The sequence below is a fragment of the Thauera linaloolentis 47Lol = DSM 12138 genome, assembly GCF_000310205.1.
GTDB lineage: Bacteria > Pseudomonadota > Gammaproteobacteria > Burkholderiales > Rhodocyclaceae > Thauera > Thauera linaloolentis.
In genome coordinates this window covers 1-17,963 of sequence record NZ_AMXE01000076.1, presented here as the reverse complement: position 1 = coordinate 17,963, position 17,963 = coordinate 1, and the positions used below count along the sequence as shown (strand labels likewise).

Genomic DNA, 17,963 nt, shown 5'->3' with positions numbered 1-17,963 from the left:
CGCCGCCCGCCGCAGGCAGTGACGCCGCCCGCGGCCTGATCGGCCGGCCACGCGCGCGGCATCAACCCCGCCCGCCCCCTGCCAGCCCCTGCGGCCGCAGCAGCACCACGCCCACCACCACGGCGCCGAACAACACCAGCTCCAACCCGGCGGAGCGCGCCCAGTCGCCGGGCAGCGCGTCGCGCAGCACCGCGATCAGTTGCGGAATCGCAACCACCACCAGCGCCCCCCATGCCGCGCCCGACAAATGGCGCGCGCCGCCGATGAAAGCCAGCATCAGCAACTCGAACGAAAACATCAACCCGAACTGCTCGGGGCTGATGAAACCGATCCAGTGCGCGTACAAGCCGCCCGCCAGCCCCGACAGCCCGCCGCCGACGGCGAAGGCACGCAGCTTGGCCGTACCCGGCGCGATGCCGCAGGCTGCGGCGGCCGCTTCATCCTCGCGCACCGCGCGCCATGCACGGCCGAGGCGCGAACGCAGCAAGCGCGCGCACAAGGCCAGTACCGCCAGCAATGCGGCAATACTGAGCGCGGCCTGCGCCGCAGGCGTATCGGCGGTCGACCCGGCGACACCGAAAGCAGGCAAGACCAAGCCTGCCGCACCATGGGTCAGCGATTCCCAGCGCACCAGCGCCTCTTCCACGATCAGCGCGAAGGCCAGCGTGCTCATGCCGAAATACAGGCCACCGAGCCGGCCTGCCGGCAGGCTGGCCAGCGCGCCGCCCGAAGCGCCGGCCAGGATGGCGAACGGCAATGCCGCCAGCGGCGCCATGCCCGCCTGCACCAACAGGGCCTGGGCATAGGCACCGAGCGCGACGAAAGCCCCCTGGCCGAGCACGATCTGCCCCGCCTGGCCGACGATGACGACGACCCCGAGGCCGGCGATCGCGTAGGTCGCGACCAGCGTCGCTTGCCCGAAAGCGAAATCGGCGCCCAGCCAGACGAGGGCGAACACCAGCAGCGCGCCCCAGGCGAGGAGCATGCGCGGGCCTTCCGGCCAGGCCTTCCTTGCGCACGGCCGTTCGGGGCGGGCCTGCCGGAATTCCTCGCTTGCCGGCGCGGAGTCTTCCCCAGCGCCCGTCGCGGGCGTGCCGGCGGAACGGGGGCGTACGACCCCGGCCGGCGCCTCCGGCGCGGCCTTGCTCATCGCGCCCGCCCGCCGGCGAGGCCGTGCGGAAACAGCAGCAGCGCCGCCATCAACAGCACGTAGGGCACCACGTCCTTCGCCCCTTCGGGCAGCACCAGGCCCGCCAGCGCTTCGGCCACGCCGAGGAAGATGCCGCCCGCCAGCGCCCCCGGCAGGCTGGTGAGACCGCCGAGCACCGCGGCGGGAAAAGCCTTGAGCGCGACGAAGCCCATGTTGAGATGCACGAAGGTGACCGGCGCCAGCAGCAGCCCGGCCAGCGCCGCCAGGCCGGCGCCCAGCGCCCATGCCAGCGTATGCATGCGTGCCACCGGCACGCCCATCAGCGCAGCGACGCGCGCATCCTCCGAGCACGCACGCAAGGCCAGGCCGGCACGCGTACAGCGGAAGAAGGCGGCGAGCAGCAGCATCAGCACGATGGTGGCGCATACCACCCAGAGATGGCTGGCCGCCAGGACGAGCGAACCGAAGGCGATGGTGTCGGCCGCGAACGGCAGCCGGTACATCTCTTGCGCCGCGGCCGGCACCGAGGCCACACCGCCGCGCATCATCATGCCGAGGCCGAAGGTGAGCAGCACCGCGACGAGCTGCGGCTGACCGATCGCGCGCCGCAATGCGACGCGTTCGAGCCCCGCCCCGAGCAGTGCCACCGCCGCCACCGCGCCCGCCGCCGCCAGCGCCAGCGGCCAGCCGGCGGCCAAGTGCAGCGCGAGACCGGCGAAACCGCCCAGCATCAACAGGTCGCCCTGCATGAAGCTGACGGTCTGGGTGGCCTTGAAGACCAGCACGAAGGACAGCGCCACCAGACCGTACACACAGCCGATGGCGACGCCGCTGGACAGGACCTGGAGAAAGGCAAGCATGGGGGCGAAGCATAGCCGATCCGCCCCCCTGCGGCGCCCGGCCGCCTTCAGGCCTTCGCCAGCGTGGCGCTCGGCGGCATGGCGCAGGCGGCGCGATACTCCTCGGCGAGGCGCGCCACCAGTTCCGCGGCGGCGGGCACGTCGTGGATCGTCGCGACCCCATGGCCCGCGCTCCACACGTCGCGCCAGGCCTTGGCCTCCTCGGAGAGATCATGCAGCCTGCCCTTGCCGAAGCCGGCGGCGAGTTCCTCGCGGCGATAGCCGGCGCGCTCCAGGCTGGGCCACATGAAGTTGGCGTTGGTGCCGGAAATGGCGTCGGTGTAGACGATGTCGGCCGGCGCGCAATCGACCACCATCTGCTTGTATTCCGGCGGCGCCATGGCCTCGCGCGTGGCGATGAAGCGCGTGCCCATGTAGGCGAGGTTCGCGCCCAATACCTCGACCGCGCGGATCGCCGCGCCATCCGAGATCGCCCCGGCCGCCACCAGCAGGCCATCCCAGAATTCACGGATCTCGCGCACCAGGCTGATCGGGCTCTGTCCGCCGGCATGGCCGCCCGCGCCGCCCGCCACGGCGATGATGCCATCCACGCCGGCCGCGATCGCCTTGCGCGCGTGGTAGGCATGCACGACGTCCGACAGGACGAGGCCGCCATAGCCGTGCACGGCCTCGGCCACTTCGGCGGGGTTGCCGAGGCTGGTGATGACGATCGGCACGCGGTGCCGGACGAGGATGCCGAGATCTTCCCGCAGCCGCGCATTCGATGCGTGCAGGATGAGATTGACTCCGTGCGGCGCGCAGGGCGCCGAGGGATTGGCCGCGCGGAAAACGGACAGTTCGGCATCGATGCGTTCCAGCCACTCGTCGAGCTGTGCGGCGGGGCGCGCGTTCATCGCCGGGAAGGTACCGGCGACGCCGGCCTTGCAGGTCTCGACGACCAGCTCGGGGCCGGACACCAGGAACATCGGCGCGGCAATCGCCGGCACGCTGAAACGGCCATGAAGGCTGGCGGGAAGGCTCATCTGCGGTTCTCCTTTGGTCGGTCTGGTTGTGGACGCCTTCTGCCGGGCGCCTGCCGGAAAGCGGACTGTAGCACCGCGCCGGGCGGTTTCAAACAATCGTTTGAAACCTCGCACTCCAAACGCCGCCCGCCCCGGCGGGGGCCTGGGTCGCGGCGCCGTGGCCCTCTCACGCCGGCCCCGGCCCGATGCTATGCTCTCGCCGCATGCAAGGCATCGAATCCATCCTCTACGGCATCGGCATCGCCGGGGTTGCCGCACAGGCGGCGGCGGGCGTGCTCGACGCCGGACGCAAGCCCTTCGACCTGTTCGGCATCGTCGTCGTGGCGCTGGCGGCGTCACTCGGCGGTGGCTCGCTGCGCGACGTGCTGCTGGACCGTACGGTGTTCTGGATCGCCGATCAGAGCTACCTGATCTCGGCCATGATGGCCGGACTGGCGACCTTCGTGCTGGTGCGCCGCGTGCGGCTGCCGGCACGCCTGTTCCTGCTGCCCGACGCGATCGGGCTGGCGCTGTTCACCGTATCCGGCACCCAGGCCGCGCTGGCGATGGGTGCGCCGTGGCTGGTGGCGAGCCTGATGGGCGTGGTCACCGGCGTGTTCGGCGGCATCGTGCGCGACGTGCTGTGCAATGAAGTGCCGCTGGTGTTCAACGGCGAGTTGTACGCGACCGCCTCGTGGCTGGGTGCGCTATTGCTGCTGGGCTTGATGGCCTATGGCGCCAGCCCCGGCTGGGCAGCGCTGGCAGGGGGAACGACGACGCTGCTGCTGCGGCTGTGCGCCATCCGCTTCCGCTGGCGCCTGCCGGTGTTCCGCGCACGGGCCTGAGAGCGGCGCAGCGCCGCCCCAGGCCTGCCTTCGTTCAATTGCTGGCGGCTGCTGGCGCGGCCGGCGCCTCCTCGGCGGGCGTGGCCACGCGTTCTTCCGCCACTGGCGCAGCGCCTTCAGGCTGCGGCGCGGAGAAGAAGCTGTCGTACACACCTTGGCGCCACAGCACGATCGCCGTCACCACCACGGCCAGCAGGAACAGCCAGGTGCCCCACGGCGTTTCCTTTTCGGCATAGGGGTCGGCCATCGTGCGCGATGCACCGGCAGGCAGCGTCGCCACGCTGGTCAATGCGCCGCCGAAGGGGATGTTGATCCGCGCGCGGGTGTTGACCGCCCAGCCATTGGCGTCGAGCAACGGGCCGAGGTTGCGCTGGCGCAGCCTGAGCCAGGCCAGCAGCATCGACGGCCCCGAGATCAGCAGCACGATGCCGACAACGACGAGCGGCATCTGCCAGCCCGGCAGTGACAGGAAGCCGGTGACCACCGCCGCCAGCGCGGTGCCCAATGCGCCGAGCGCCAGGCCGATGGCGGCGAAGATACCGGCGAACTTGGCGATGTCGAAGGCCGGGGTGGCGGCCGGAGCCGGTGCCTCGGCCTTGGCGCCGGCATCGGCGACGCCGGCGGCGGCCTTGTCCTCGACGGCCTTGTCGCGGGACGCGGCGAACTTCTGGATCTGGTCGCCGATCATGCGGCCGATGCGCTTGTAAGGCGACCAGAAGGCCTGGCGCACACTGATCGGCGCCTCGATCACCTGGATCACGGCGGCGTTCCAGTCACGCCCTTGGCGATCATAGAACACGCCATTGCGGCCGGGCACCATCATCTCGTCGGCGTCGCCGCCGGTCATCGCGGCGACGATCGTCATCGGCGCCTCGCCCTGGCGCACGCATTCGCAATACACCAGATAGGTGCCGGACAGGGGGGCGAGAGCGACATGGCGGCCGAGGTCCGGCACGCGCAGGCAGAGTTCGCAGCTGCGCTGATCCAGGTAAAGCGTGCCGGCCTGAAAAATGGCCTTGTTGCCGGAGCTGTAGAAATCACTGAGGGTGACGAAGTTGCACAGCAGCGTGACGAAATCGCGCTTGTAGCGCACCAGCCGTTCGAGCGCATCGACCTGGGCGGCGGCGGTTTCGGCGGCGAGGTCGCGTTCGATCAGGGCCGTCAGGTCGGCCTGCGCCGTCCCCGCGAGCAGCCCGCGCAGGTCGCCGGCATCGAGCGCTGCGACCGAAGCCGCGGGCCGGGCGGCGAGCCAGGCCCGATAAGCGTCGAAACGCACCGAGATATCCTGCCATTCGGCATGCGACAACTCGCGGCGCTCGCCCAGCACGGGCTTCACCACGGTGTCGCGCAAGGCGCCGATGCGGTCCTGCCAGGCCGGATTGAGCCCGTCCTCCAGAGGCAGGGCGCGCCCGGCGCGAACCTGGGCCAGCGGCAGGGCTGCCACGCCTGCGGTATCGGTGCCCAGGGCCTGCATTGCCAGTTCGGCATAGGTCGTGTCGGCCGGATTCAGCGCATCGGCGGCGCGGCCGTCGAAAGCGGCGAGGCGGCAGCGGGTGAAGAAATCCTCGACCTTGTCGCGCACGGCGTCGAAGGCCGCCGCCGCGTCGGCCGTCCCCTCGCCCAGGGGCAGCAGGCTGTCCGGGCTGGCCGCGGCCTGGTCGTGCCAGGCGACGGCTTCCTGCACGGCGGCGAAGAAGGCCGTCACCCTGTCGAGATCGATGCCGGGCTGGCCGCTGCGGTCCTCCACCGAACCAAAGTGCTCGATGACGAGAGCGACCGTCTCGGCAAGCCGTTCGTCCGCGGCGAACTCGGCGGGCACGATGCCGTCGCCGTTGGGATGGGCAGGGGCGAAGAGGCGCGACGGATCGGCGAAATCCGCGACTTCGAGGGTGTCACCGTCCGGCCTGCCGACATAGGCCAGCACCTTCCTGGCGGTTGCCAGCAGCTTTTCCCCTTCCGGCTGCTCTCCCGCGATCGCCTCCAGCGGCAGGCCGTCACCCGGGCGGAACAGCACTTCGGGCGCCTTGAGCACGGCGCACAGCCAGTTCGCGGCGCCGATCACCTCCGGCGCACGGATGCAGCCGTCACCATCGGTGTCCAGCAGTTGCAGCGTGCGGGAGTCGAATTCCAGCCCCGAGGTCGGGCAGGCCAGGACGGACCACAGCTTCTGGTCGAGCTCGCCGAGGTGGCGCAGGTCGTCCGCACTCTCGATCAGCACCTGGTCGAAGCCGCCCGAGCGGAAGAAGCGCCACTGGTAGCCTTTGTCGTTTTCTTGATTGCTCATCTGAAACCCCTGTCTTGATTCTGGACCTGTACGTCCTGCGTGAACCGTCGGAATACTGCGCTGGATCGGGTGGCCGGACAAGCATCCGGCCCCGTGGCAGCCTCAGCCATACGCGCCGACGAAAGGATTGCTCTCGCGCTCCTCGCCGAAAGTGGAGGTAGGGCCATGCCCCGGAATGAAGGTGATGTCGTCACCGAGCGGAAACAGCTTGTCGCGGATCGAGCGGATCAGGGTCTGATGGTCGCCGCGCGGGAAGTCGGTACGGCCGATGGAGCCGGCGAACAGCACGTCGCCGACGATGGCGAGGCGCGCGCCCTCGTGCACGAACACGACGTGGCCCGGCGTGTGGCCCGGCGCATGGATGACCTTGAAATGTTCGTCGCCCACGCTGACGGTATCGCCATCGTGCAGCCAGCGGTCGGGTTCGAAGGTCTCGACGTCCGGAAAGCCGAACATCCGGCTCTGCTGCGGCATGCCTTCGATCCAGAAGCGGTCTTCTTCCTGCGGGCCCTCGATCGGCACGCCGAGTTCGCGCGCGAGCTGCGCGGCGGCGCCCGCATGGTCGATGTGCCCATGGGTGATGAGGATCTTCTCCACCGTCACGCCCAGCTTTTTCACCGCGGCGAGGATGCGCTCGATGTCGCCGCCGGGATCCACCACCGCAGCCTTCTGTGTGCGCTCGCACCACAGGATGCTGCAGTTTTGCTGGAAAGGCGTGACCGGGACGATGCTGGCCTGGACCATGGAGGCGGCTCCTGAAAGCTTGAAATCGGCGGCAGTTTAACCGATCGCGCCAGATGGGCCGGTGAACGAAAAACCCGCCGGCCGGCACGAAGCGCGGCAGGCGGGTTGCAGCGGCGTACAGGCGCCTGGGCGCCTCAAGCCACGTCTCCGGAAACGGTCAGATCACGCCCTGGGCCAGCATGGCCTCTGCGACCTTGACGAAGCCGGCGACGTTGGCGCCGTCGGCGTAGCTCACGCTGCCATCCTCGCGCTTGCCGTACTTGAGGCAGGCGGCGTGGATGCCGAGCATGATTTCCTTCAGGCGGGCATCGACTTCTTCGCGGGTCCACGAGATGCGCATCGCGTTCTGGCTCATTTCGAGGCCGGACGTGGCCACGCCGCCCGCGTTCGAGGCCTTGCCCGGCGCGTACAGCACGCCATTGCTCTCGAAGATCTTCACGGCTTCGGCGGTGCTCGGCATGTTGGCGCCTTCGGCGACCGCGACCACGCCGTTCTTGACCAGCGTGGCGGCATCGTTGGCATCGAGTTCGTTCTGCGTCGCGCACGGCAGGGCGACGTCGACCGGCACGTGCCAGGGGCGCACGTTGGGCTCGAAGCGGGCGCCCACGCGCTCGGCGTAGTCGGATACGCGGCCGTAGAGGTGGTTCTTGATCTCCATGAGGATCGCAAGCTTCTCATGGGTGAAGCCTTCCTCGTCGATCACGGTGCCGCTCGAATCCGAGCAGGTGATCGGCTTGGCGCCCAGTTCGAGCAGCTTCTCGATGGCGTACTGGGCGACATTGCCCGAGCCGGACACCGAAACGCGCATGCCCTTGATGTCGCGGCCAGCGTGTTCCAGCATCGCGTTGGCAAAATAGACGGTGCCGTAGCCGGTCGATTCCGGGCGGATCAGCGAGCCGCCGAAGGTCAGGCCCTTGCCGGTGAATACGCAGGCGGCGTTGTTCGACAGCTTCTTCATCATGCCCGCCATGTAGCCGACCTCGCGGCCGCCCACGCCGATGTCGCCGGCCGGCACGTCGGTGTCGGGGCCCACGTGGCGATACAGTTCGCTCATGAAGGCCTGGCAGAAACGCATCACCTCACCCGGGCTGCGGCCCTTCGGGTCGAAGTCGGAACCGCCCTTGCCGCCGCCCATGGGCAGCGTGGTCAGCGCGTTCTTGAAAGTCTGCTCGAAGGCGAGGAATTTCAGGATCGACAGGTTGACCGAGGGGTGGAAACGCAGGCCGCCCTTGTAGGGGCCGATGGCGGAACTGTGCTGGATGCGGTAGCCGCGATTGACCTGGACGTCGCCCTTGTCGTCCACCCAGGACACGCGGAACATGATCACGCGTTCGGGTTCGATCAGACGGTCGAGGAGTGCGTGCTCGGCGTAGCGTTTATTGGCGGAGATGAAGGGCCAGAGGCTCTCCATGACCTCGCTGACCGCCTGCAGATATTCGGGTTGGCCGGGGTTGCGTTGCTCAACGTAAGCCAGGAACTCCTCGAGAGACTGATATTTCATGATGATGCTTGGCCTGTTAGTGGATGGACATGCGCACGCGACCGCCTCGGTTTTACCCGAGGCGGTCGCGTGTATCACCGATATTGTGCATCAATCTCACCCGAACGGTGCGTGTTTTTGCGGACCGCGCCGCCAAAAACCCGGAACGCATCGCAATTGCACCCTGCGGGTGCATGCGCACCAGCCCGGGGCGCAAGAACGCGCCCCACCGCGGCACGCGTCGCCGTCCCCGGAGGAGCTTTTTGCCTTGGGATGGCCCGACGGCAAAAAAAAGCCGGGCAAGCCCGGCTCCTTGGAAGCGGCCTGAAAGCCGCTTACTGCACACGCACCTCGACGCGGCGCGCCTCGGTCGCATCGTCGCCGCCCAGGGTGACGGCCGGACGGCGCATCGCCACGCGGGCCTGCGGCACGCCGGCGGCGATCAGCGCGTCACGCACCGACAGCGCGCGCTGCTTCGCGACCTCGGCGTTGACCGTCGCGCCGCCCGTCTCGTCGTGATAGCCCGACAGCAGCACGTTCGCCGCCGGAGCGGCTTCCAGCGCCGCGACCACGGTTGCGATCTGCTCGGGAGCCGCCGACGGCAAGGCCGTCTGGCCGAGATCGAAGTAGATCTTCACGAGGGGCTCGCCGACCTCGACCACGTCTACGAAGATGTCCTCGACCACGGCAACCGGTGCCGATGTTTGCCCGGAACGCAGTTGATACACGCCAAGGCCGATGACGAAGGCGATGACCAGCGCGATGATGCCGAACACCACGCCCATGACGACGCCCAGTTCGCTGTCTTCCTGATCGAACATGTGCTGCACTCTCCTGATGGAAATGAAAGGAAGGGAATTGGCGCGATTCTACCTGAACGCCATCGCACACTCCGCATCAGCCTTCTGCAAAATGGACCGCGGCCTCGAGAATCGTCTATGCTGAAGGCCTTGCCAAGCGATCAATCAGGAGAGACACACATGGGATTCTTCGATTTCGTAAAGGAAGCCGGCGAAAAACTCTTCGGCAGCGGTGAAGCCAAGGCGGCCGAAGCGGCACCCGACGCGGCAGCGGCCAGCGCCAAGGCCGCATCCGCGATCCACAACTACATCAGCGCGCTCCAGCTCGCGCCGGCCGACCTGGCCATCGAGTTCGACAGCGCCAACTCGGTCGTCACCGTATCGGGCACCGCTCCCGACCAGGCGACGCGCGAGAAGATCCTGCTCGCCGCGGGCAACGTCGCCGGCGTGGCCAAGGTCGAGGACCGCCTGAGCGTGGCTCGCAGCGAGCCGGAAGCGCAATTCCACACCGTGGTGCGCGGCGACACGCTGTCGGCGATTGCCAAGAAGTTCTACGGCAACGCCAACAAGTACCCGGCCATTTTCGAGGCAAACAAGCCGATGCTTTCGCATCCTGACAAGATCTACCCGGGCCAGGTACTGCGCATTCCGCCGCAGGCCTGATATCGATCGGCGGCCACCAGGCCGCGTTGCATCGCCGTGGCCCGGACCCTGCGCCCGGGCCATTTCACGTTTACGACCGCATCACGCCCAGAGTCCCACCATGGCCCGCATCCGCATCGAACTGCCCGGCACGTTCACCTTCCGCACCTCGATCCCGCTGCTGATCACGCACATCAACAATGCGGGGCACCTGGACAACGCCCAGTTGCTCGGCCTGGTTTCGGAGGCCCGCGTGCGTTTCATGCAATCCATGGGCTTCACCGAAATGGATGTGGAAGGGCTAGGGGTCATCGTCGCCGATGCCGCGCTGCAATACCGTTCGGAAGCCTTTCATGGCGAGACGATGGCGATCGAGATGAGCGCCACGGATTTCCATGAATTCGGCTGCGACCTCGTCTGGCGCATCACGGAAGAGCGCAGCGCCAGGGAAGTCGCGCGCGGCAAGACCGGCATCGTCTTCTTCGATTACGGCCAGCGCCGCAAAGGCCCCGTGCCGGAAGGGTTCCGCCGCCACTTCGCGCCTGCCTGAAGCAGCCGCGACACCCGGCGCGCAAACAACCCGCTCCCGCCATGACGCAGTCTCCGCCACTCGCCTACCCGCGCCCCGGGCACGCCCGGGTGGCCGTCGTCGGCGGCGGCCCGGCCGGCCTGATGGCGGCGGAAACGCTTGCAGCCGAGGGCATGGCCGTGACGGTCTTCGATGCCATGCCCTCGGTCGGACGCAAGTTCCTGCTCGCCGGGCGCGGCGGACTCAATCTAACCCACGGCGAAGCGCTCGACGCCTTCCTGCCGCGCTACGGCGCCCGGCGCGACGTCCTCGAACCGATGATCCGCAACTTCAGCCCCCAGGCACTGCAGGACTGGGCCCACGGCCTGGGCGTGGAGACCTTCGTCGGCACCTCGGGCCGTGTGTTCCCGAAAGAGATGAAGGCGGCCCCCTTGCTGCGTGCCTGGCTGGCACGGCTGCGCGCGGCCGGCGTGCGCTTCGAGATGCGGCACCGCTGGCTGGGCTGGGCGACCGGAGAAAACACCGAGCCGCCCCGCTCCACGGCCCCGCGCCTGGCGGCGCCCGGCCTCGGCGCTTCCGTCCAGCGCCTGCGCTTCGCCACCATCGGCGGCGAACGCCTCGTCGAGGCCGATGCGGTGCTGCTCGCCCTGGGCGGCGGAAGCTGGGCGAAACTCGGCTCGGACGGCGGCTGGATACCCTTGCTGCGTGGCGCCGGGGTCGACGTCGCGGACTTGCGGCCCGCGAACTGCGGTTTCGACGTCGCCCGCGGCGCCGAGGCCGGCTGGAGCCCGTACTTCCTGGAGCGCTTCCGCGGCCAGCCGCTGAAATCGGTGCTCGCCCGCTTCACCGATGCAGCCGGCCTGCTCCACGAACGCGCCGGAGAATGTCTCGTATCCGCAAGCGGCATCGAGGGCGGGCTGATCTACGCCCTGTCCGCCGCCTTGCGTGACACGATCTCGGCGCAAGGCGGCGCCGTGCTGGCGCTGGACCTGGCACCGGGCCGCAGCCAGCAGCGCCTCGCCGCCGAACTCTCCCGGCCACGTGGCAGCCGCTCCATGGCCAGCCATCTGCAGGGCCAGGCCGGCATCAAGGGCGTCAAGGCCGCGCTGCTGCACGAGTGCCTGCCACCGGGTGCCTTCGATGATTCCAACCTGCTCGCGGCCGGCATCAAAGCGCTGCCGTTGACGCTGGTGGCGCCCCGCCCGCTGGACGAAGCCATCAGCAGCGCCGGCGGCGTCCGTTTCGAGGCATTGGACGACCGGCTGATGCTGCGCGCCCGCCCGGGCGTCTTCGTCGCCGGCGAGATGCTCGACTGGGAAGCACCGACCGGCGGCTACCTGTTGACGGCCTGCTTCGCCAGCGGCAGGGCGGCGGGCCGCGGCCTGGCCGCCTGGGTGGCGCAAGAGCCGGCCGGCGCCTCATCCTGACGACGAGCAACTCCGCCGCCCACGTCAGGCGCCTGGCCAAGGATCCGCGCCTGCTCCGCCAGGATTAGCGCTTACAATCCCGTCCTCGCCGAACGCCCCAAGATTCAAGCACATGCCCCCCTTCCCCCGCCGCCCCGAACTGCTCGCCCCCGCCGGCACGCTCGACATGATGCGCACTGCCTTCGCGTATGGGGCGGACGCGGTCTACGCCGGCCAGCCGCGCTATTCGCTGCGCGTGCGCAACAACAGCTTCGGCCAGCTCGACACCCTCGCCGCCGGCATGGCCGAGGCACGCGCGGCGGGCAAGCTGTTCTACCTGGTCGCCAACATCTACCCGCACAACGCCAAGATCCGCAGCTTCGAAAACGACATGGCACCGGTGATGGAGATGAAGCCCGATGCACTGATCATGGCCGACCCCGGCCTGATGATGTTGGTGCGCGAGCGCTGGCCGGAGGTGGACATCCACCTGTCGGTACAGGCCAACACCACCAACCATGCCTCGGTACGCTTCTGGCAGTCGGTCGGCATCAAGCGCATCATCCTGTCGCGCGAGCTGTCGCTCGGCGAAGTCGCGGAGATCCGCGACGCCTGTCCGGACATGGAGCTGGAAGTCTTCGTGCATGGCGCACTGTGCATCGCCTACTCGGGCCGCTGCCTGCTGTCGGGCTACTTCAATCACCGCGACCCCAACCAGGGCAGTTGCACCAATTCCTGCCGCTGGGACTACAAGCTCCATGCCGCCGGCGAGAACGCGGCCGGCGACGTGCAGGCCGATGGCGGCACGCCGATCGGCAGCCCGAAGGATGCGGGCGCGGTCGGCACCGCCACGCGCAGCCGGTCCGACACCGCGCAGGGCATCGCCCTCGGCGGCGGGCCGCGCCACCTCGGCGGCAGCAAGGTCTGGCTGCTGGAGGAGGGCACCCGCCCCGGAGAATTGATGCCGATCGAGGAGGACGAGCACGGCACCTACATCCTCAACTCGAAGGACTTGCGCGCAATCGAGCACGTACAGCGCCTGGTGGAGATCGGCGTCGATTCGCTGAAGATCGAGGGCCGCACCAAGAGCCCTTACTACGTCGCCCGCGCCAGCCAGGGCTATCGCCGCGCAATCGACGATGCGCTCGCCGGCCGGCCCTTCGATCCCCGCCTGCTCGGGGAACTCGAAGGCCTCGCCAGCCGCGGCTATACCGACGGTTTCTACCAGCGCCATCACACGCCGGAACACCAGAACTACCTGCGCGGCCACTCCGAATCCGGCCGCAGCCTGCTGGTTGGCGAGGTGGTCGGTTACGATGCCGCACGCGCGCTCGCGGAAGTCGAGGTCAAGAACGGCTTCGGTGTCGGCGACCGGCTGGAGTTCGTGCAGCCGGATGGAAACCGGGCGTTGCGGCTCGACCGCATCCTGGCCGCCGACGGCGGCACGGTGACGCGCATTCCGGGCAGCGGCCGGCGCGTATGGCTGCCGCTGCCGGAAGGCGCCGACCCCGCCCAGCCCTGCTTTATCGCACGCTTTCTCTGATCCGGCGCTATGGATCGGCGACACTACCCGTCAGCCCGATAACCCACTCCATACCATGATCCTGAACATCGACCTCGTTTCCGACTTCGTCTGTCCCTGGTGCTTCCTGGGCAAGTTCCGGCTCGATCGCGCCATCGAGGAGCTCAGGGCGGCACGCCCCGATCTCGATATCCGGGTGAACTGGCTCCCGTTCTTCCTCAATCCCGACACGCCGGAGGCGGGCGAGCCCTACCGCGCGTTCCTCGAAGCCAAGTTCGGCGGCCCGATCAAGGCCGATGCCGTACTCGACAAGGTGCGCGACGCCGCGGCGGAAGATGGCCTGAACTACGCTTTCGAGCGCATCCGGACCCGCCCCAACACGCTGCAGGCACACCGCCTGATGTACCGCGCGCAATCCATCGGCCAGACGCCGGCGCACATCCAGATGCTGGCCGACGCGCTGTTCACGGCCCATTTCCAGGAAGGCCGCGACATCGGCGACAAGGACACGCTGGCCGACATCGCCGCGGCGTGCGGCGAACGCCGCGATGCGGTGCGCGAATGGCTCGACGGGCGCGAAGACATCGACAAGGTGAGGAGAATGGCCGAAGGCGTGCGCAGCCAGGGCATAGAGGGCGTCCCTTTCTTCATCCTGAACCGCAAGCTGGCGGTGTCGGGCGCGCAGTCGGCAGCAGTACTGGGCGCGGCGATCCTGCAGTCGCTCGAGAACGGCAAGCCGTCGTGAGCCTTCCGCCCCGGGCGGCGGAACGCATGCCGCCGCCCGGCGTCTGACGCTGCAAGGACACGCACACCATCACGCCCGCAGCATGAGCACGCCATCGCTTTCCCCTGCCGATCTCGACGACCTTGCCCGTGCGCGCACGCTGCTCGACCGGCCAAGCCTGACCGCGCGCCTGAGCAGCCTCGTCGGCAGCCCGCTCGAGAAAGGCATGGCCTATCTGCCCGCGAGCTGGCGCGACCGCGTCGGCGCGATTGCACACGATGCCTTGCTGAAGGCACTGGAAACAGCAGCCAGGACACTGCAACCCGAAGCCCGCGATGCATCGCCCCGCCTGCACAAACTGCTCGGCTCGGTCAGCGGCGGCGCGGGCGGCGCCTTCGGCCTGGCCGGTCTGGCCGTGGAAATCCCGCTATCGACGGTCCTCATCATGCGTGCCATTCTCGATATCGCCCGTGCCGAAGGCGAGGACATCGGCAATGCCCGGGCGCGGCTGGCGGCGCTGGAGGTGTTCGCCCTCGGCGGCAACAGCCGTAGCGACGATGCCGCGGAATCCGGCTACTACGCCGTACGCGCGGCACTGGCGACCACGGTGGGCGAGGCGGCACGCCATCTGGCCGAAAAGGGTTTGACGAGCGAAGGCGCTCCAGCACTGGTGCGACTGATCACGATGGTGGCCGCGCGCTACAAGGTGCAGTTGACGCAGAAGGCTGCCGGCATGCTGGTACCCGGTATCGGCGCCGCCGCCGGCGCCGGCATCAACCTGATGTTCATGAACCATTTCCAGGATGTCAGCCGCGGGCATTTCACGGTGCGCCGGCTGGAACGGCGCTACGGGGCAGAGGCCGTGCAGGCCGCCTGGCAGGCGCTGGACGCACGCTCCTGACCCCGGCCGCACGGCCACCTCGCTCAGTAGGTGGTGAGGAAGGATTGCCAGGGTAGAGGCTGGCTGAAGTGAAAGCCTTGCGCCAGGTCGCAGCCATGCCGGCGCAGGACGTCGAGATGGGCGCGGGTCTCGACGCCTTCGGCAACCACGCGCAGCCCCAGGCTGTGGCCGAGCGATACGATGGCCGATACCAGCGCCGCATCGCGTGGGTTGCGGTCGATGCCGCGCACGAACAGGCGATCGATCTTCAGTTCATCGATCGGAAAACCTTTCAAGTACGCAAGAGACGAATAGCCCGTCCCGAAGTCGTCGAGCGCAAGGCTCACCCCCAGCTCGCGCAGCTGCTGCATGCGGACCACCGAGGCCTCGGTGTCTTCCATCAGCATGCTCTCGGTCAGCTCCAGCGTCAGCAGCGCAGGCTCCATCCCAGTCTCCACCAATACCCGCCGGACCATGTCGACGAAGGTTTCCTGGCGGAACTGCCGCGCGGAAATGTTCACCATCATGCGCAGCGGCACGCGGCCGGCATCGCACCAGCTGCGATGCCGGGTACAGGCGTGGCGCAATACCCACTCGCCGATCGGTACGATCAGGCCGGTTTCCTCGGCCAATGGGATGAAATCCGCCGGCGAGACCAGCCCCAGCTCGGGATGCTGCCAGCGCAGCAAAGCCTCGGCAGCAGCCAGCTCTCCGCTCTCCGCGCGAACCAGGGGTTGAAAATGCAACAGCAATTCATCCCTCTGCACGGCACCATGCAGTGCGGTTTCTAGCGCCAGATGCTCCAGGCTGCGCGCATTCATCGCCGGCTGGTAGAGCTGGAAACTGTTCCGCCCCTGTTCCTTGGCGCGGTACATGGCCACGTCTGCATTCTTGATCAGCGTGGCCGACTCCATCGAATCATCCGGATAGATGCTGATGCCGATGCTGGTCGTCACCACGAGCTCGCGGCCATCGGTGACGACCGGGCGGCGCAGCGCCGCCACGATGCGGCGCGCCGTCGCCACGGCATCGTCGGGCTGCGCAAGATTGCCGAGGATGACGACGAACTCGTCCCCGCCCATGCGCGCCACCGTGTCGTCCTCCCGCAGGCAGGCGCGAATGCGGCGGGCGACCTCCACCAGCACACGGTCGCCGACCTCGTGGCCCAGGCTGTCGTTGATGCGCTTGAAACGGTCGAGATCGACGAACATCACCGCCAGCCGGCTGCCCATGCGCGCCGCGTGCGACAGCTCGACCAACAGGCGATCCTCCAGCAGGCGGCGGTTGGGCAGGCCGGTGAGCGGGTCGTAATATGCCAGATCGCGGATCCGCGCCTCGGTCTCCTTCAGCCGGCTGATATCGGTGAAGAGCGCCGCATAGTGGGTGAGCTGGCCTGCGACATCCCTGATCGCGGTGATGTGCAGGAGCTCGGGGTAGATCTCGCCCGATTTGCGGCGATTCCACAATTCGCCTTGCCACTTGCCCTCGGTCTGCAGGCATTCCCACATACGGGCATAGAAAGCCGAGCTTTGCCGGCCCGAGGACAGGAGCGAGGGGCTGCGGCCGACGACCTCCTCCGCGGCATAGCCTGTAAGGCGGCTGAAGGCCGGATTGACCGAGATGATCCTGCCCCGCGCATCGGTCACCATGATGCCTTCGAGCGAACTCTCGATGACTTGCTCCGCCAGGTAAAGATTGCGCTGGGAACAGCTCAGCGCCAGATCGGACTCGCGCAAGGCCTGCTGCAACTCGTGTACGTAGGCGAGTTCCATTCCGCTCAGGATGTCGCTGAAACTGATTACATCTGCAAGCTCGCCATCGCTACGCACGACACCGATGTGGCGGATTCGGCGCTCGGTCATCATGCCGCGCACACGATACAGGCTGACATGCTCGGACACCGTCATCAGCGGCCGGCTGGCGATCGCACCGACAGATCGCCCCGTCTCCCGCCGGGCCACCAGGCGCATGACGTCCCGCTCGGTCACGATCCCGTAGCGCCCCCGCGCATCGGCCTCCATTCCTGTTCCGAAATCCACCACGACGGCATCCAGAGCCGCTTCGCGCATGAGGCGAGTCGCCTCCGTAAGGGAAGCATCCGAAGGCAACACATGCAGCCCCCCTTTGATCAGGGAGTCAACCTTGCGCAACTTGAGATAGTGCTCCAGCCCTTGGTTGAGCACTACGTCCGACAAGGACACGATCCCGCAACGCTGGCCGGCCTCGTCCATGACCAGATAGTGGCGCACACACTCCTCACGAAATCGCTGGGTCAGTTCGTGCAGGCTCATCGATGCCGGCACAGTGCGCACCGGAGCGCTCATGACCGAGGAGATCGGCTGCGAAAAGACTGCGCGATCGCCAAAATCTATCGCAAGCGCATCCCGTTCGGTCCAGATACCGACGACGGCCTCCCCATCTACGACGAGGATTGAACTGACGCGGCGCTCGCTCATCAGCCGTGCCGCTTCGGACAACGGCAAGGCAGGTGCGCATTCGAGCAGGTCGCCATGCGCGATCGTCCCGACCCGCAAGGCATCCGAGGGCGCCAGATGAAAGCGTTCGTCGAGCACGCCGCTAAGGGAATCTTCAAGGGGAGACGTCATGAATTGGGCACAGATTGGGCTGAAAGGCGGAACGCATCGCCCACGGAGGCGGCATGCGGCCCTAATTCTTACACTGACATCTGTACCATGCAGCCTACTTTGCAACACCGTACTATTTTTTTCGTCCTCAGCAAGCATCGGCCTCTCCAGGACCTTGCTTGCCGGCCGGCACAGCCCGCACAACCATTCAGGAGCGCACTCCATGCAGACAACCACCCTGACGATCACCGGCATGCGCGATGAGCACTGCTTGCGTCTGGTCACCAACGCTATCCAGGATCTCCCGGGCATCGGCTATCTCGAGATTTCGCTCGAGAGCGGTGAAGCACACATCGAGCACGGTCATTTCGTTTCCTCGGCCGATATTTACCAGGCAATCGAAGATGCGGGCTTCAGCGCGCGCTGAAGCCCGCGTTGCATGTTTTTCTGGTCTGCAGCCGTGCGGGTTGCGGCTGCAGGGCAGTGGTGTTTGGCTGGGTTGTTTTGCGTA

At 67.8% G+C, this 17,963-nt stretch carries 17 protein-coding genes; 9 read left to right on the top strand and 8 right to left on the bottom strand.

Translation table 11 applies throughout. The annotated features are described in order from the left end of the window. Positions 1–61 precede the first annotated feature (61 nt). From C666_RS15475 to C666_RS15465, 3 genes are all read right to left on the bottom strand, one after another. Complete coding sequence (locus tag C666_RS15475; protein WP_004342706.1) at positions 62–985, bottom strand: branched-chain amino acid ABC transporter permease; 924 nt, start codon at positions 983–985, stop codon at positions 62–64. A gap of 161 nt (positions 986–1,146) precedes the next feature. Beyond that, positions 1,147–2,010: a branched-chain amino acid ABC transporter permease gene (locus C666_RS15470; protein WP_004342704.1), complete on the bottom strand. Its 864-nt coding sequence runs from the start codon at positions 2,008–2,010 to the stop codon at positions 1,147–1,149. A gap of 47 nt (positions 2,011–2,057) precedes the next feature. Continuing rightward, positions 2,058–3,032: an NAD(P)H-dependent flavin oxidoreductase gene (locus tag C666_RS15465; RefSeq protein WP_004342703.1), complete on the bottom strand. Its 975-nt coding sequence runs from the start codon at positions 3,030–3,032 to the stop codon at positions 2,058–2,060. A gap of 203 nt (positions 3,033–3,235) precedes the next feature. Between C666_RS15465 and C666_RS15460 the strand changes: the two genes are divergently transcribed. Continuing rightward, positions 3,236–3,856 (top strand): trimeric intracellular cation channel family protein, encoded by a 621-nt coding sequence (locus C666_RS15460; RefSeq protein WP_004342702.1) that lies wholly within the window; start codon positions 3,236–3,238, stop codon positions 3,854–3,856. A gap of 34 nt (positions 3,857–3,890) precedes the next feature. Here the strand turns inward: C666_RS15460 and C666_RS15455 are convergent, their stop codons facing one another. The 3 genes from C666_RS15455 to gdhA all read right to left on the bottom strand — a co-directional run bounded on the left by C666_RS15455 (position 3,891) and on the right by gdhA (position 8,385). Beyond that, positions 3,891–6,140, bottom strand: coding sequence for a hypothetical protein (locus C666_RS15455; protein WP_004342701.1), 2,250 nt, complete (start codon positions 6,138–6,140; stop codon positions 3,891–3,893). Between the two features lie 102 nt (positions 6,141–6,242). After that, positions 6,243–6,884, bottom strand: coding sequence for an MBL fold metallo-hydrolase (locus C666_RS15450; RefSeq protein ID WP_004342700.1), 642 nt, complete (start codon positions 6,882–6,884; stop codon positions 6,243–6,245). 157 nt (positions 6,885–7,041) lie between these two features. After that, entirely contained in the window at positions 7,042–8,385 is a 1,344-nt protein-coding gene (gdhA, locus tag C666_RS15445; protein WP_004342699.1) for an NADP-specific glutamate dehydrogenase, read from the bottom strand. Between gdhA and C666_RS20595 the strand changes: the two genes are divergently transcribed. Then, positions 8,384–8,692 carry a hypothetical protein gene (locus tag C666_RS20595; protein WP_154666099.1) on the top strand — a complete coding sequence of 103 codons (309 nt, stop codon included), beginning with the start codon at positions 8,384–8,386 and terminating at the stop codon, positions 8,690–8,692. The genes gdhA and C666_RS20595 overlap by 2 nt on opposite strands. Before the next feature lie 7 nt (positions 8,693–8,699). On the opposite strand, the gene C666_RS15440 is transcribed toward C666_RS20595, so the two are convergent. Further along, entirely contained in the window at positions 8,700–9,185 is a 486-nt protein-coding gene (locus tag C666_RS15440) for an OmpA family protein (RefSeq protein ID WP_004342698.1), read from the bottom strand. 159 nt (positions 9,186–9,344) lie between these two features. On the opposite strand from C666_RS15440, the gene lysM reads away from it, so the two are divergent. From lysM to C666_RS15410, 6 genes are all read left to right on the top strand, one after another. Then, on the top strand, positions 9,345–9,827 hold the full coding sequence (gene lysM, locus C666_RS15435) for a peptidoglycan-binding protein LysM (protein ID WP_004342696.1): 483 nt from the start codon (positions 9,345–9,347) through the stop codon (positions 9,825–9,827). 100 nt (positions 9,828–9,927) lie between these two features. Beyond that, positions 9,928–10,356, top strand: a complete 429-nt coding sequence (locus C666_RS15430; protein ID WP_004342695.1) for an acyl-CoA thioesterase — start codon at positions 9,928–9,930, stop codon at positions 10,354–10,356. Between the two features lie 41 nt (positions 10,357–10,397). Beyond that, positions 10,398–11,762, top strand: a complete 1,365-nt coding sequence (locus C666_RS15425; RefSeq protein ID WP_004342692.1) for a TIGR03862 family flavoprotein — start codon at positions 10,398–10,400, stop codon at positions 11,760–11,762. A 112-nt stretch (positions 11,763–11,874) separates the two neighbouring features. Next, positions 11,875–13,284 (top strand): prephenate-dependent tRNA uridine(34) hydroxylase TrhP, encoded by a 1,410-nt coding sequence (trhP, locus tag C666_RS15420; protein ID WP_004342690.1) that lies wholly within the window; start codon positions 11,875–11,877, stop codon positions 13,282–13,284. A gap of 55 nt (positions 13,285–13,339) precedes the next feature. Next, positions 13,340–14,008: a DsbA family oxidoreductase gene (locus C666_RS15415; protein WP_004342688.1), complete on the top strand. Its 669-nt coding sequence runs from the start codon at positions 13,340–13,342 to the stop codon at positions 14,006–14,008. 82 nt (positions 14,009–14,090) lie between these two features. Further along, positions 14,091–14,888 carry an EcsC family protein gene (locus C666_RS15410; RefSeq protein ID WP_004342686.1) on the top strand — a complete coding sequence of 266 codons (798 nt, stop codon included), beginning with the start codon at positions 14,091–14,093 and terminating at the stop codon, positions 14,886–14,888. A gap of 23 nt (positions 14,889–14,911) precedes the next feature. Here the strand turns inward: C666_RS15410 and C666_RS15405 are convergent, their stop codons facing one another. Further along, positions 14,912–17,473 (bottom strand): EAL domain-containing protein, encoded by a 2,562-nt coding sequence (locus C666_RS15405; protein WP_028791886.1) that lies wholly within the window; start codon positions 17,471–17,473, stop codon positions 14,912–14,914. Positions 17,474–17,675: 202 nt separating this feature from the next. Between C666_RS15405 and C666_RS15400 the strand changes: the two genes are divergently transcribed. Then, entirely contained in the window at positions 17,676–17,879 is a 204-nt protein-coding gene (locus tag C666_RS15400; protein ID WP_004342681.1) for a heavy-metal-associated domain-containing protein, read from the top strand. Positions 17,880–17,963 lie beyond the last annotated feature (84 nt).